This window comes from Caballeronia sp. BCC1704 (assembly GCF_902833455.1).
Classification (GTDB): Bacteria; Pseudomonadota; Gammaproteobacteria; order Burkholderiales; family Burkholderiaceae; genus Caballeronia.
The window spans coordinates 430930-446983 of the sequence record NZ_CADFFT010000002.1; the positions used below are offsets into that span (position 1 = coordinate 430930).

General features: G+C 55.9%; 11 protein-coding genes and 1 pseudogene. 10 read left to right on the forward strand and 2 right to left on the reverse strand.

Translation table 11 applies throughout. The features are described from left to right. Positions 1-600 precede the first annotated feature (600 nt). The 5 genes and pseudogenes from HWX53_RS11675 (at position 601) to HWX53_RS11695 (ending at position 5144) form a co-directional block, all read left to right on the forward strand. Positions 601-2019, forward strand: coding sequence for a CHASE2 domain-containing protein (locus tag HWX53_RS11675; RefSeq protein WP_175940998.1), 1419 nt, complete (start codon positions 601-603; stop codon positions 2017-2019). Further along, entirely contained in the window at positions 2016-2534 is a 519-nt protein-coding gene (locus tag HWX53_RS11680) for a hypothetical protein (protein WP_175940999.1), read from the forward strand. Before HWX53_RS11675 ends, HWX53_RS11680 begins: the two co-directional genes overlap by 4 nt. A gap of 256 nt (positions 2535-2790) precedes the next feature. Further along, positions 2791-3207: a transposase gene (locus HWX53_RS11685; protein WP_208454784.1), complete on the forward strand. Its 417-nt coding sequence runs from the start codon at positions 2791-2793 to the stop codon at positions 3205-3207. Further along, positions 3204-3575 carry an IS66 family insertion sequence element accessory protein TnpB gene (gene tnpB / locus HWX53_RS11690; RefSeq protein ID WP_241269968.1) on the forward strand — a complete coding sequence of 124 codons (372 nt, stop codon included), beginning with the start codon at positions 3204-3206 and terminating at the stop codon, positions 3573-3575. Before HWX53_RS11685 ends, tnpB begins: the two co-directional genes overlap by 4 nt. A 29-nt stretch (positions 3576-3604) precedes the next feature. Beyond that, positions 3605-5144, forward strand: a pseudogene (locus HWX53_RS11695) (IS66 family transposase). A 16-nt stretch (positions 5145-5160) separates the two neighbouring features. Here HWX53_RS11695 and HWX53_RS11700 read toward each other — a convergent pair. Further along, positions 5161-6024 (reverse strand): hypothetical protein, encoded by an 864-nt coding sequence (locus tag HWX53_RS11700; RefSeq protein ID WP_175941000.1) that lies wholly within the window; start codon positions 6022-6024, stop codon positions 5161-5163. 312 nt (positions 6025-6336) lie between these two features. Further along, entirely contained in the window at positions 6337-10089 is a 3753-nt protein-coding gene (locus HWX53_RS11705) for a CHAT domain-containing protein (RefSeq protein WP_244140133.1), read from the reverse strand. Between the two features lie 124 nt (positions 10090-10213). Between HWX53_RS11705 and HWX53_RS11710 the strand changes: the two genes are divergently transcribed. The 5 genes from HWX53_RS11710 to HWX53_RS11730 all read left to right on the forward strand — a co-directional run bounded on the left by HWX53_RS11710 (position 10214) and on the right by HWX53_RS11730 (position 16026). Continuing rightward, complete coding sequence (locus HWX53_RS11710) at positions 10214-11143, forward strand: hypothetical protein (protein ID WP_175941002.1); 930 nt, start codon at positions 10214-10216, stop codon at positions 11141-11143. A gap of 216 nt (positions 11144-11359) precedes the next feature. Continuing rightward, entirely contained in the window at positions 11360-12121 is a 762-nt protein-coding gene (locus tag HWX53_RS11715; RefSeq protein ID WP_175941003.1) for a hypothetical protein, read from the forward strand. 83 nt (positions 12122-12204) lie between these two features. Then, complete coding sequence (locus HWX53_RS11720) at positions 12205-13353, forward strand: hypothetical protein (protein WP_175941004.1); 1149 nt, start codon at positions 12205-12207, stop codon at positions 13351-13353. 476 nt (positions 13354-13829) lie between these two features. After that, on the forward strand, positions 13830-14522 hold the full coding sequence (locus HWX53_RS11725) for a hypothetical protein (RefSeq protein WP_175941005.1): 693 nt from the start codon (positions 13830-13832) through the stop codon (positions 14520-14522). Between the two features lies 1 nt (position 14523). After that, on the forward strand, positions 14524-16026 hold the full coding sequence (locus HWX53_RS11730) for a hypothetical protein (protein ID WP_175941006.1): 1503 nt from the start codon (positions 14524-14526) through the stop codon (positions 16024-16026). The last annotated feature ends 28 nt before the right edge of the window (positions 16027-16054 follow it).

Sequence of the window (16054 nt, forward strand, 5' to 3'; positions counted from 1 at the left end):
GTCAGAGCGCTATGGAATAGCTTTCAGGCCGTTGCCAAGACAGGATCAGGGCATAAACTTGTAACGGCATCTCAGTTAGCGCGCATAACTCCGAGGCTGCCGACTTGTCGCTTGGGCAAGCGCCCATTCGCCTGCGGACGCGCTTCGTTGCCTTGGTCGTATCTCGCGTAAATGACGGTTCTCTGGATGCACTAAAAAGCACGGCGAGCGGGACTTCTCGCGTTGTGGGCACATATATTTTCGTTTTGCAGATCCGCAGCCACGTGCAGCGCATACAGGCGCCGTGGAACCGCACGCCGACAAGATGCGCTCCGTTGTTTGCCCGAAGTGCGGCAGACATGCTTCCAACGCCGTGTCCGACGAACGGGATATTCGCGCTGCGCGTCGAACGAACGATCGAATGGTGATGGGAAGTAAAGGAAACCCTTCTTTACCCTCTGAGGCCGGACCTAGTCGCAATCAAATTCTATTTTTCATATGGTTCGGCAACTTGTCTCGCGTAGCGCCGCCTTCTATATTGGGTAGGACCCGGATAATTCGCGCGTAACACCTGGCGGTCGCGCCACCGTTATGTCGCCCCGCAACCGGGAAGGAGACAGCATGCCACAATATGTAGGCAAGCTATTGCATTACATGAAACGCATTGCGAGACCTCTTCTTTCAATCGTAATAATTTTTGTCTTCCTCTTTGCTCTTCAACATTGGATCGAATCTACGACGTTCGGACAACGCATTGGTGCCATCACTTTCGCTTCGCTTCAAGACTTGCTTCCCAACTTTGTGCCCGGCGAACGCTTACCTGTCGTAGTGGTTGATATCTGGCCTATCAAGGGTGGGAAAGACATTGGCAGCACCACCGACCGAAAGGCGCTGAGAGAGTTAATTGGTGCTATTGCAGCGGCTCATCCCCGGGCAATCGGAGTCGACATAGATTTTTCACCAAACACCGACGGTCCGGCAGACGATCAAGACCAAGGTTTCTTCGACTACTGCAAATCATTTGGAGAGAAAAACCCACCTGTTCCGATCTATCTCGGGGTTTACCGCGCTCGCGACGATGGTAAAGACGCCTGGCTAGGAGGGCAGATCAATGCACCACTGGCTGCAGACGTCCAGATTAAGATCGGATCGGACGCAGATAACGATATTGAATCTTCAAGGGACGGTATAACCAATCGCATGGCGACGTGGTACCTTCCTCGCGACAAGCCTAAACTGACTCCGCTGCCCACAATGAGCTTCGCTTTGGCGAACTCCTATATGCTCGCGTCGAGCAACAAATCGTGGCCTGCGCCGCCTCTGCTGCTCGGCGTAATCCCGATCGAGGCCGTTCTAGAGCACACTTCACTCAAGCCGAATGATGTCAAGGAAAACGATCGAGGCTATCTGCTCAATTTCAGTAAGATCCGGCAGTTGCATCACGAGACGCTGCTAACAACAAGTGCTCAGTCGGCGACGGAGTTTGCTCCCTACTTGACTGGGAAGGTTGTAATCTTGGGAGATGCAGCCCATGCACAGGATCATTTCACTCCGCCCGTAGGTCCCAGCAGTCCTGGAGTTTATGCGCACGCTCTCGGCGCATACACATTATTGGCCGAACCCGTCTACGAGTTGAAGCCACTTGCTCGTGTCGCGCTCGACTTCATTTTCACGATACCTCTTTTCTGGATGGTTTTAAGACGCGCAGGGAAACGCTCCGGCCCAACAGAGAACGCTCATGGAGTAGACGGAGGCGAATATAGGATGTCGCTACTGTGTGCAGTGAGCGTGTCAGTTCTGGGCATCATATTGATGAAGACGCTGCACATTATGTGGCTAGATTTTATGCTTGTTGCGCTGGCCCAGCTTCTGCATCCGCACGTCCAGCTGTGGATCGACGATCGTCACCGAAGAAGGACTGCTTATAGTCCAACGCCAAGCGAAATCGATATGTTGAAAAAACTGCGGACCGGAGCGCCGGATCCGAATTCCTGCCCTTTGTGCGGTTCGAAGGTTTCAGCAAGGGAGAACGCGCCATGACACCCGGAACTCGCGTTGCAACGCTTTTGTTGGTTCTGTCGTCAGCAGCTTCATTCGCGCAGGACGAGGTGGCGGATCCTGTGGCGAACGTTTCTATCCTTAGCGGACATTGCTGGGTTCGGAAACACGAGGAGGTACTTAAGGAACCGGCAGGTAAGGGGAGGGAACTACATCAAAATGATCCTGTGATGTCCGATGACGACATCAGGTGCGACGGAAATGGTCGAGCCAATATTAAATTCAATCGCGGAGATGGCGTGCGAGAGTTTTCCTCGAACTGGAAGACGGTTGGTAACGTCTCGGGAGCGCCGCATTACACGCCCGGCAGCGTTCCCGCCAGCCGTCTTGGCGAAAACCACAAACCGGAGCAGCAACAACGGGTGGCTACCTACGAGCCCTCCGGATCTAGTGCAGATATGGGAAACAAGTACACAGGTCATCAGGCGACCATGTCCAAGGCAGCGCAGGCAAAGACGCATAAGAAGGCCGCCGCCGGCGAGGCGTCGCCGTATTGAGCACGCGCAGCGGACACTACGAGAAAACGAGACTGTTCACGAGGGGACTCACCGCCGTCGACTATCAGCGGTTACGGCGAGCGTCTTCATCGGTCTTCTAGACCGCTATCCGGAGTCGGAGTGGTACGCTTTCCGTGCGACTACGGATTAGCGCGAGTTGCAGGGCGCACATCGATTGAGGATATGTTGCCAGCCATTTCGGAGTAAGCGCGTCTTCATTACCGTGTAGATTTCGTCGTTGAGTTTGGCTACTTTGGTGCCCACCAAGATGAATGGTGGACGCAACAGTGGACAGCTCTCCTCAATCCAAACGGCCGAAGCGCCCCAATTTTTCTGTCAGTTCAAGCGGCAGATCGTCGAGGCGACGCTCGAGCCGGGTGCGTCGGCCGCGCTCATCGCTCGCGAGCACGACATCAACGCCAATCTGCTGTTCAAATGGCGTCGTCATTATCTTGCCGGCGATTTCGGCATGCCCGACGTCACGCTGCCAGAGGCGCCTGTGCTCAACTGGCTACCAGTGGCAGTGACTGAGTCTTCACCGGAAGTACCGGCGTGCCCATCGCCGGACAGCGCGAGCATGTACGAGGTCGAATGTGGTGACGTCCGTCTACGCCTGAGCGCGGACACGCCCATCGCAACCCTGATCAAGATTATGCGGGGCCTTGCCCGATGAGCCTGCTGATGCTGCCGTCCGCCGTTGGCCTGCCGTCCGGGTCCCGCGTTTGGCTGGCCGCGGGAGTCACCGACATGCGGGCCGGGTTCAACAGTCTCGCCGCCAAGGTGCAGACCGTGCTCGAACGGGATCCGTTCTGCGGGCACATCTTCGTGTTTCGCGGCAAACGCGGCGACCTGCTCAAAGTGCTGTGGTGGAGCGGCGATGGCATGTGCCTGCTGATGAAGCGACTCGAGAAGGGGCGCTTCGTATGGCCGCAGGCCGACGGTGGCGTTATTTGCCTGAGCCCGGCGCAACTGTCGATGCTGCTGGAAGGCATCGACTGGCGGCAACCGACGAGAACGGCACGACCGACCTCGGCGTTGTAAACGTCGTTGCGGGCGCGTAAACTGCCTGCATGACGCGCGCGAGCCCACTTCCCGACGATGTCGAAACGCTGAAGGCCATGCTGCTCAGCCAGGAAGCGACGCTGCGCGAGCGCGACGCACAAGTGCTCAAACTGCAGGAAACTGTCGACTCGCAACAAGCTGCGTTGGCTTCACGCATCGCCGAAGTCGAACACCTCAAGCTGCTCATTGCCAAGCTGCGCCGCATGCAGTTCGGCCGCAAGTCGGAGAAACTGGACCATCAGATCGAGCAACTCGAACTGCGCCTCGAAGAACTTGAGGCCGACGAAGGCGCGACGCCGGTCGAAATCCAGAGGACGCCGCGCGCGGCCGTGGAACAAGCGCCGCGCAAGCCACTGCCTGAACATCTGCCGCGCGAGCTCCGGACGCACTTGCCCGAATCTGCCGGGAAGTGCTCCGAGTGCGGTGGCGAGATGAAGCTGCTGGGCGAAGATGTTGCCGAACAACTCGAGTACGTACCGGCAAGCTTCCGGGTTATCCGTCATGTGCGCCCGAAGTTTGCGTGCGTGTGTTGCGACAACATCTCACAGGCCCCCGCACCCAGTCGTCCTATCGAACGCGGTCTCGCCGGCCCAGGGCTGCTGGCACACGTGCTGGTCTCGAAGTTCGCAGACCATGTGCCGCTTTACCGGCAGTCGGTGATGTACGCGCGAGAAGGCGTCGAGCTTGATCGCTCGCTGCTTGCGAAGTGGGTCGGTCACGCTGCGACGCTGCTGCAGCCGCTCGTTGAAACGCTGCGTCGACACGTGATGTCGGCGACGAAACTCCACGCCGACGACACGCCGGTTCCAGTGCTGGCACCGGGTAACGGCAAGACGAAGACCGGTCGCTTGTGGGTGTACGTGCGCGATGATCGTACATCGGCCGATATGACGCCGCCCGCGGTGTGGTTCGCCTATACGCCAGATCGCAAGGGTATCCATCCGCGACAGCATCTCAAGTCATTCGACGGCACGCTGCAAGCCGATGCATACGGCGGCTACCAGGCCATCTACGAAACCGGGCGCGTCACAGAGGCGGCCTGTTGGGCGCACGCTCGACGTCGGTTCTATGAACTGCACGCAGCCCGCCCGAATGCGTTGAACACCGAGGCGCTTGCGCGTATCGGCGCACTATACAGGATTGAGGAAACGTTGTGAGCCACGCGTGGAATTGATCGAGTAGCGGTCGCGCATGCTCCTGGCGATGCGCACGGCGCTGGTCGGGCGGCTTGCCCCTGATGCGCTGAACCGGTGGGAAGCGCTCACACGCTATTGCGATGACGGCCAGCTCGAAATCGATAACCTGCCAGTCGAGCGCGCGCTACGCGGGGTGGCCATCGGTCGACGCAACTATCTGTTCGCTGGAGCAGACTCCGGCGGCGAACGTGCCGCCGCGATCTACAGCCTCATTGGCACCGCAAAACTCAACGGCATCGATCCAGAGGCGTATCTGCGCTTCGTGCTCGCGCGCATCGCGGGGCATGCGATCAACCGCATCGATGAACTCACACCGTGGGTCGTCGCCGATCAGATCCGCACCGCGCTCTAAAGATCTCAGTCTCCAGTCAAGACGTCGCTGGGGTCACGCTTACATTTCGGATTCGCACAGCTTCGCCGAGAATGTCGAGGTACTCTTTGTGGTCCACGCGTTCGTCCGGCGGAAGGGTGCCATTGGCGTGCCGCTCAAGCGCATCTTCCCGTTGCCTCACACTGTTAGCCATTGAAGTGATGCGGCTGTACGCCTCGCACGCGTACGCAAAGGTCTCGCGCTTGGCGTAGTCGATTCTCAAGAGAAACTCCGTCCGACGGTTTTCCTCCAGCCCGACGGTGGATCGCTTGCAATTATGAAAGACGTGCGCTGCCTCATGGACGACGAAATCGGCGAATGGGTCCGCGTCGTCGAAATATAAGGTCGAGATAAAGCAGGTGGTTTCCTCGCTGAGGCCAACGATGTGGCAGGCGTCCTGCGCGAAAGCGGGTGCGCCGACGCTTGTCAAATATAGATTGGCCAGGTTCCACGCTGTGGATGGCCAAGTTTGCTTCATGAGGACGAAGGAGATGTTCTGCGGCGTGAGGAAGACGACGCCACGAGCGAGGGCTTCTACGACGACGGAGCGTTCATGGGCGGGAAAAAGTCCGTTGAACATCGGCGAAAGCTTGTCACGAGCCCAGCCGTTCAGATTTATGGGCACGCTCACCTGGCTGCCAAGTCCCCGCGCCCGCCGCAGCGTCTCCTCCACGAGCGCTGTTCGCAAGCGTTGCATCGCCTGTTGTGCGACTTCCGCGAAGTTGTCGCCCGGCCAGCCTGTCAAGTTGCTGTCGTACTCGCCACTATCGAGATAGCGCTGCACTTCACCTTCAAGCCAATGCTCACTGCCGATTGCCGCGCGCTCGAGGTTTTGTTGTGCAGGGGCCAATGAAGCTGTCATATCTGAACCCGTTGATTTGCGAGGCTGAAGTAGAAGATACCGCGGAATCTGGGGACTTCAATTTGCGTCCTCGCATCGATCGGACGGCGTTGTAGACGCTTGTCTCCGCCTGTCTCAACGAACTTGCTACTTCGCAAAGGAGCCGCAACGAAGTGCGGCGTGGTTGAGTCGGCGCAAAAAGACCATCCGGGTCCACCGATGCACTGCTTGCTCGGGGTCCTGGTACAAACGACAAACGCTAGCAACGGACCTGTAGACCGAGAGTACGCGCGTGAACCGTCGCTCGCCACAGGTTGAGTGTCATGCCGGCATTCAATCGTATCGAATGAACGGGTTGCCGTACATGTTCATGGCGAGGGATTGCGCGAAGCGCCCAGGGAAAATCCGCTCCACGTTCTGGTTTGCTAGCATGTTCGCCTCGGCCAAATTGCATCCCCCTTTCCACGCATCGAGGAACGACGGCAGCCAGTGGTAAGTGACACGAGCATCTAGGGGCCAAGGCGATGCGATGACAGCTGAGCATCCCGCGTCGAAGAGTTGCTTTGCCATTCCTGCGGTGGTTTCTCCGACTGGATCCTTGTCGAGCCTTCCGCCGCTGCAGACGAACAGAACGACGACATCGACGTTTCGAAGGACTCTTGCGAGGGACCGGGCCGTCACGCTCAGTTCACCCTCGTCGCTGATGCGAGCAAAGTAGCTCTTTCCTCCGGGAGCGATCCCTCCGTGCGCTGTAATGATGGCAAGTTTTGCATCGACAAAATCGGGCAGCGCGCTTTCTGTGTTAAGCACGATGCCGTGGTCAGAAAGAGTTTCTTCAAGCCGGCTGGACACCATCGCGAGGGTAGCGCCGCGATCTTCACTGCCGGAGATCCATGCGTGCTTGGCACGTCCCTTCGTTGACGGTTTCGCCAGCGCCGAACGTAGCCAAGACAGCGACGGAACCGACGCTAAAGCGTGGGTTAATCCGGCGAACTCCTGGTCTATACGCCAAAGGTTGAGTGGGAGGCCCTGAAGCGTTGTACTGCCGATGACAAGCGTAGGTGACGATGGCAATGGTGAGAATTTAAGAGTTTCGGTGCTCAGATAGAAGACGTTGGCATGCGCGTTATCATCAGCGTAGCCATAAGGATATTGCTTTGCCCAAGCCGATAACGCCTTTCCCGAGAATGTTGCAAGGCCCTCTTTCTGGGCGGCGAAATCCATTTTGCCAGCGCAGTCGACTCGAACGAGTTCGCCGGATTCGTTCAGGCCCGCCATCACTACGCTCGCCCCCCGTGACAATACATCCGAGATGACCTTGCTAGCAGACGCTACGTCTTCTACGACGGCGACCGGCGAGGAATTCGATCGCCAGCCCGGAGAGGCAATGGCCCGGTCCGCAAGAAGTTCGATCGCGAACGCTACCTCGTCCGGGCGAGTCAGAACTTCGGCACTCTTCAAGAAACGAGCGGCGATCGTTGAAGAAATTCGGGCGTCGTATGCTGTATCCGCAGCATATCGGGCCCTCTCTGAAGCTCGATGCACTGCGAGCAAATCTACAAGCGTGGGCGTTTTTGCAGAAACCGCGGCAGTCACAGCATCTAGCGCTGAGTCGTCACGCAAAAGGCTTGAGTAGACTTCGCGCGTTGCTTCCGCGACAGGTAGTTCGTGACCATCAGCGAAGTTGATAAGCTGAGCAAGGAGGCTGGCGATAGGCGCGCGGCTGTCATTTCGCAAGAGTGCGAGAGAGGCGACCGACGTCGCCTCCGTAAGCAGCGTTTCAATCGCTGCAGCCATCGAATTTTGCGTACGCGAGGCCTTCTTTGTTTCAACTGTAAGGCCGAGGTACCGGTGCTGCAATGCCATCTCGTCCGATTTGCCGAGATCCTGCAACAGTTCGGCGGCAAAACGATGCGTCACCGTCGCCTGTTCGAAGAGCGCCAGATCTCGGAAAACGCGGGTCAGCATGTTCGCTTCCTGCCACGCATCCTGTGTATCGACAGGACAGTCGATGAGAAATGCGCAGTTAATGGCGATAAGACACGCCAGGGTATCTCCGCCGGCCTTATAGACGTCGGCATTGAGAGCCCACGCCAGACGCAGGCGTTGAGGATGGTCGCCGGCAAGAATTAATGTCTGGCGACAAAGATCGCGAGCCTCTTGAGCCCGACCGCCTTTCATGAAAATCCCAGCAGCGGCGTAAAGAAGACGAAGGTCCTGGAGGGAGTCCTTCGCGTAAGGCGCGATGGCAAGCCCTAAGCCGAGCCAATTTCTTACTGCAGTAACGTCAAGTTCGTCCTTGAGGCGCCCTTCATAGTACCCAATCAGATCAGTGAAATTCGCAAGCAACGTCCTTGGGTCGGCGGGAACAAGCTCTTTAGGCAAACAAGCGTGTCCGAGCACGGTTGGCCCGTTGTCGGTCAGCCACTGAAAACCTGCTTCAAATGCTGGCGTCATCGCATGCACCTTGTCGAGTGGGGCGCCATGCTCTGGGTCGTTTCCGGTAAGAACAACCGGTCGGTCCAAGTTCCGGCTGACGAGATAAATCATCGTTACTTCGCCGTATCGTCCGCTGCCCTCAACAGATACAAAGTGTCGGACGCGACTATAGACGAAGTTGTCTTCCGGCCGACCCGCAAGATACTGGAGGATAAACGTCAGAGGCGTGACGAGTCTCTCCGGGTCAATAACGAATTCGTCGTTTCCCGGGCCCCGGGCAATCGCGATCTGCTCTATGGCGTCGAGCGTCATGAGTACGGTGCGCCTGTCCGCCTCGCGACCACTGAGAACCAACTCAACGATTTCGAGCGCATGTATGACCAATCCGCGAGAGAGCGCATCCCGAACTAGCCCGTCTTGAGCGAGCGTAGACCACTTCGGCCGACGTGAAACTATGCGTCGATTTATCTCCGGATAGTTCGGTATTTCTGAACTAGGGAGCTCGCTGGCCAGGAAGTGATAAGCCTCAGCTTCGCCGTTTGCTTCCGATAGTTGCTGCGCTTCGATGGCGGCAGCGGCATAGTCTCGCTTGTCGGTGGCGGCACGTAAGCGGTTGCGGATGTTGAGTTCGCTGGAAGGAAACCGACTCTGCAACTTTGTGGCGATAGCGGAACCGAGAGAAACGTCGTTGAGGCGCCACGCGACTTGAAGCCCAACTTCGAGAGCTTCCTTGGAACGCATCCGATCCCGGGCGTGTGAGAGCAGATCCCGAGCGAGCAACAGCGAACCGCTGTCAGCGGCAATTTGTGACAACTGAACCGTTATATCCGGTTCAGCAGTGTCGAAGTTTCCCATATCCTCAATCTGCTGCACGGCCAGTGCGGTAATACCTTTGTTCAGAAAGAGCTGAGCCTTGAGGACGGTACGTTCTTGTGCCTCAAGCTCCATTAACTGGTCGATGGAGCGTGACACCTTTCCAAGAAGGCCAGCTTCATCCCATTCGTGCCAATCCGACGCCATATCGTCGATCGTGCGACTAGCGCTTGTTCTGCCGACCGTCGAGCATACGGTTGCCCCTGTTGCGTTCAACAATTGCATCAGCGACGGCCGCCGCGGCTCAGCATGCTCGATGTCGACCACAAGCCTGAGCTTACGCTCGACTGAGACCTTTATCAGCATCTCAGCAAGATGGGCAAGATGAGGGACCCAATTGTCCTCGGCGAGGCGCAAGAACGAGCTCGCCGGGTAAGCGATTTTGCCCGTTTCAGTAAATCGGACGTGACCAACGCCGACAACGACTGCCACACTGGCCTCAGGAAGCTGTGACACTTCATGCAAAAGCGATTCAGCGAGCAAATCAGGCGCAGTGACGCGTCTGATCGAATCGCCCAGAACCGTTTCGCCGGCAAGTTGCGCAATGTCTTTGCGAGAGCTAATGTGAAGGTCAGAATCTGCAAAAATTATAGTCGCCGGTCGCGAGATGTGGTCGCCGTCCGACGACTGACTCTGCAAGAGACAGGACACGTACCCATCGACGCGAAGATCAGCGGGGATCTTCGGAGCGAATAATAGGGCGACGGTGCCGACCTCAGAATGTTGTTCGTTGAGTATGGTCGCAACGACGTCTGCAAAATCAGTAGCGTTCATAGTGTTCAATCAAGATCTGCTTTTTTGCCGCCGAGGGTTAGTCCATATCTCAGCTGGCATCTCAAAGCCTCGAAGCCGCCGCACCGTCGGACGGGTTCGCGGAGCTTTCTGCAATCCAGACGACATGAGAGCGCTTCTTATGGAGTTTGCGGTTGCGACGCACTTCACGGTGCGCGGAAATCGTGTCAGGTGGCCGGAACTTGAGCCGAACGAGCCCGAGCTGAAAGATGCTACCTTCGACTTTTTGATTGAGGACCTCGGCGACAATGGGTTGGAGGTTGAGTGCAAGTCGGTGTCTCATGACAAGGGCCGATCGATTCATCGCACAACGGCGTTCTCGCTATACGAGGTGTTGAGGAGGGAGCTCAATGCGTTCGCTTATAGCCTGAAGACCGGACTCGTGGTCGTTGTGACTGTACCAGGTTCGGTCCCAGGATCACCTTCCGAGCAGGATGCACTCGCGAAGCGAGTGCACCGCCAACTAGTACTTGGGCAGTCTGAGACGTTCGACGATGGATTGCGGATCAGCATAACTGATTGTGAGGTGCAACGACTTGGAGATGTCGAGCTGCGGACAGATAGCGAAGACGCTCGTGCAATCGTCGACGACATAACTGGTACGCGGAACCGGAGCGTATTGGTTATGGGAAGACACGGCGTCGGTGCGTTGTTGCTCATCCTTCAGAACTCCAAAGACGATGGGCTACTCAGCGCAGTTTTCGATACGGCGAAGAAAGCGGCGCGAAGTCAACTTTCGGGAGCGCGACCAGCGCTTATCTTATTGGGTTTCGAGGGCGTCGAGGCTGAACAGCTAGCGTGCCTAGCGCAACAAGATGAAGATCCCACGCAAGCACCGAGTGCTGCGCGATTGGCCGTCAGTCAGTTCCTATCTGGGGATGGCCGGGAACACGTTGTGGGCGTCGGTCTTCTCAGCCGTAACCGCTTGCGAGCTCGAGGCTCTGGCTGCTTCGACAGTGGCGGAGCGACCTACTACTTTGAGAACGAGAGCAGTCCCCTCTGGCTGCCGGTGTTCAAGGGTTTGTTTCGGGCATAAGCTTCGCGTCAGCCTGGCGGAGCGCACCTGATTTATACGGGGGTGCGGTCGATGAACTCTCCCAAGATTAAAGTTCTTTCAGCGTTTGCCGTAAACGAGCGTGCTCACCATCCATCTGGGTTTCGGGCCCCACAAGAAGGCCGAACCAGATCTGGCGCGCGGATGGGACATGCGTCTCACCAAAGAACTTGCCACCAGGAAAAGGGAGCTCAGCCGATGACCACAATCGAACGTCGCTCTATCAGTGACGCGGACATATCGGAAGTGCATGAAATTGTAGTGGAGCTCACCACTCGAACGCGGCCCGCGGGAAATCGAACGCCGATGGAGCTATGGTTCGACGAGGCTGCCACGGCATTACGAGACCACTCGATCGCAATGTTAAGTGCGCTGTTTTGCTTGGTGTTTCTGAGCTGGGCGTTCGAGAAAGAATCTTTGCCAGATGCCTTTTTGGTGGTGAGCGCGTTCGTTGGATTGATACTGCTTACTGCATCGTTCATTGGGATCGGCGGCGCTGTCCCGTTTATCAACCGTCTGCGCAAGGCCCCGTATTCGCCTCTGCTTTGGTCGGTTGAAGCTTGTTCTCGCATCGATCTACCGCTTTTGCACCGGCTCCTCTGCTGCAATCGGGACGCCATAGCTTATATGCTGGTGCAATTCAGCCACGAGCGTAGCTCATTCGAAAAGCGCGGTGCGATGCTCGCCGGGGCGCTCGACAAGATTGGGCTATTTCCGGCAATCGCGGCTTTCGTCGGAGTCGCAACATCGCTGTGGTCGCACTCGGAAACATTCGTTCGTGTGCTCGTTTTCGTAGTTCCGGCTTTCTATTTCATTAACTTTTTGAATTGGATGCTCTTGCAAGAAATGGATCGGACAATCGCGATCCTAAAGTATAGCCTTGACATTCTCGAAGCGGATCACGAGGGATTGTCGTTAGCCGAAACAAGCGTGCTAACGGACATTGGAATCGCAGCGTGACACAGACCGTGCAGAAACCATCGTCGGAGAGTCTTTCGCTTCGCGCAGTCAGCTTATCGTCAACACCCCAACTCGCAACTTAAATGGATCAGAAAAGCTTTCTTGAGCATTTTGGTGTCAGCCAAGATGAGATAGACTCTATGAAGAAGCGCGCAAGGATTGAGACATTTAATAAGAAAGCACTTCTCGCTCGCTTGTCGACAGCTCGGCGGACCCCAGACGCGGGCGCCTATATTTCAGAGCAGCTGTGGGCCTGTCACCGCGTTCTTTCCGCCGCTGGCGTTCACAACCTGATGTATCTAACTAGAGATCTCGTAGAACGGGGAGTCGCTCGTCTCTGCTGGGAGGAGCTGCTGGATCGGAGGTTCGGCGATCCAATGAATGTGCAAAATCGTGCGGTGTGGCTTTTGTTCCACGTCTGTTTGCAAGCTCAACGAGACTTTGCGCTCGATGTCTGCACCGCTCGATCCCGTGAGGATCTGCTAACAGGGCGTTTTTTAGAGGGGATTAAGGGCGCATGTGCTGTTTGGGCAGAATCGTCATCTTCTTATCTCCGGAGGGTAGAGAACGTCCTGGAAGTTTGCAGCCTCGATCTGACGGTTGGCGGGGCCGAGCAGGAAACCGGCGGAGACTTCGCTTTGATCTTGGACATCAAGGGCATTCCTTCTTGCGCGGAAGACTTCGAGCATAGTGTTGTGACGCTGACAGAAGGCGGCCCACGAGGTGACCTTTTTGTTCCTCTGATATTTCAGGCAAAGCGTTATACCGGTTCTACTGCAGACATCGCGAGAATAAATAGTACCCAAGGTTATCAATTCAATAAACTGCGGCAGAGAGATTGTGCTTCTGCCTATATTTTTTATGAAAACGGAGACAACGGCATTGACTATCCTGCACTTCCGATGGTCAAACCCGCTCATAAGTGCTTACCTGTGGAGTCACACCGTAAGACTGGCGTATTTGAAGGGAGTGTCGACTTTGCGACATACATTCTTCGCGCCGCGAACGGATTCGATGATATGCCGGCTGCGCAGACCCGCGAAGATGCGTTGAACATGATTCTCGCCAACGCATCGCCTGAAGGACTTACCAAACTCGTCGTACTCGGAAATACCGCGGGGCTCAAAAGGACATACGAGGAGGCGTTAGCCGCGCTTCGTGAAGAGATTGAGAGTGGATTATCGAAGGATCCGACGCAGCACGAACGACCAAGGACGAATAGACCGCGTTGATTCGCACGCCAGGAGTAAATGAAAAGTTTGTAGAGGAAAGCTATCTTCAGACGTACCGTTCCAAATCGAACGTATAGTCGGGCTAGCAGCTGATCCTGCTCATTATTCTGTTTTCGCTACAACGGTGAGGTAAGAAAGTCGACGGGGGTCGGGGGATGATGGACCGAGCTGGTGGGACGCGGTGCATCGCTCGAGACATTTTTCTCTGCCCAGCAAGGCGAATTGGGAGGAAATACCGATTTATGCGTCGATTCGTAACAGAATCGTCGAACGATTGGCGCGATAGCATCTCTGGGCGAAAATCTCCGTAAGCTGGTGTGGGTTTGCGCCCACGCCGAGAACGACTGCACGGATTCGAAGAAATGGCATTGTCGCCGCCCTTAGGCCCGCCAGATTGCGAGAGCAGACATTCGCGGTTGTACCGGTCCCTGTCGCCTCTGCGCACGACGGAGTCTGACCTATATTGGGTGCATTCAATGGCGCCTAGCGTCTTCCGGGATGCCGCGGAATGCGGCTACGTCATCCCGTCTCACTGTCCCTTATTTAACTGCGATCTAACATATCTGTTCTACGGCCGGCCAGCTTATCGCTTTGGCTACGACGGTTCGATGCGCGCTGGTCAATGGGCACCGTGCGTCTTCGTCTTTCATCCTACAATTGAGCTTCGCGGCGTCCAGATGTACCCGTTCGATACCGGTGCGTTTTTACGTGGAAGATTCGAACAATGGATACCGCGCCAATACAGCCTCGCAGATTTCGAGTTGCCAATATCCTGCGGGGCGCCTGGCCATTTCATTCAGGCTTTTTACGGTTCGAACGTTGACTATTGGGTCGGCGACGGACGTGTGGCAGCTTCGTATCGCGGTTGCGAACTCGAGCGCGCCGTCCTCGCCGACATGATTTCTGATCGCGCGGGGAACCGCGCAGACAACAGGCGCCAGGCAATCGAAATGGCGTTAGCGGAAAAAATTCCGATCGACCGCGAGCATGTCGCGGCGCTTGTGGTTCCCGATCGTTTGAAAGACGCGCCTTTTGTTTTGCCCTATCAACTTGAGAAGAACATTCCCGTTTTTACCTACAGGCTGTATGAAACCGCAACGGTAATCGAGCATCAAGTGCATATCGAGGAAACCGTACGGCGTGTGCATCAACTGAATGGGGCGATTTGAAATGGATGCCATATTCAAGCCGCACGGTTTTACACTAATCGATCCTACTCTTCCGGGGTTCGCCCGGAGCGTTTTTGCGTCTACTCGCGATGGTCGACTTTTCATACAGGAAGTTGGAAGAGACGAAACTGTCCGGTTTGTGAACGTCGAATTTGAAGATGCGGAGATTTCAAAGTTTGACGACGCCGCAATTGGAAAGTTGACTCAAATACGGCGGATGGGAAGAGCTGTCCATGACTGGTATTCGACGCCACTCTATGTATTTTCATGGGGAGACGGAAAGATTACGGCAGGGTGCAAAGATGAGGTAGCGATAGGTCTGCTCGAAAGACTTCATGACTTGATTCAGTGGCCGCATATCTATGCATCTGCTGCGGACTTCATCTATTCCTCAAAAGCAACACTAGGCGGAGCGATCCATACTTATCGCCGCAATGATGGCGACCTTCTGTTTTTTGCGGACCAGAAGGTAGCTTCTTTGCAGATGCGAACAAATAAGATCCTCACAACGGTTCTGCCAAGTCGTGTCGTACCGCTTAATCACGACGCTGAGGCGAGGCGGTTATATCAGCGATTCAAAGAAAGACTCGACGCTAATGTGATGACACTTGCCGCTCTTTATTTGGAGACGGGGCGAAGTGAGCAAGTAATCAAGCTTATTGAGTTGAAGTCGGAAGGATCTGATCCAACACCTCCACCATGGGCGAGAGTCATAGATGAGGTTGTCGGCAGACTTCGATTTGCGGACAATGAAATTGCAAAAAGAAAGTACCGAGTAGCGACTTCAGTGTATGCAAGCGTGCGTGCGAAATATATATCTCAAATTGATGACGAAATTGTTCGGAAGCTTGCGGAGTTCTCCATCTCAAAGAGGTGCGATCTGCTGAGAACGAGTCGTGATGTATTGCGTCTTCGGGAGTGGCAGTTGCTTGACTGTCTGTTGCAAGAGCTTGGCTGCCTTGCCGGTAGTCCAAACGAGTGGATTGGATACGCTGGACGATCTCTGCTACTACTCGCCAGTCTGTTCTTGTCTGAGAAAGAGACTGGGCGAGCGCGAGATGTCTTGGCAATTGTCGCAGAGCTGGCGACTTTGGCGGCGGAGCGGAAACTGTCAATAGACTATGACCTTGCGTTGGAGTTTCTTTTAAGTCAGGCGTCCCTTGAGGTATGCGCAGGCGACCCCGATCGTGCAGAAGAGTGCTACCTGCAAGCGATCTCGCGTCTGCGAAGGGATGACGAGAACGCCAACACCATGGTGTCCTTGGCTTCAGTGCTGGCGACGTTGTCCAACTTGTACCTTGGGCAGGAACGTCTAATTGCGGCGGAAGCAACTGCGATTGAAGCAGTGGCCATGGGAAGAATCTTGACGCTCGGCGGAATCCCAAAAAGCAGAGAAAGCTTGTTTACCGCTCAAGGTGTCCTCGAGAGATTGTACGTTGGAGCCAGTCGGGACTTAGAGCTCTCTCTCCTGCGCAAGACACTGGATGCTTCGACACGGAGTTGATTGCTGTATACGACACATGAGTCGCTCG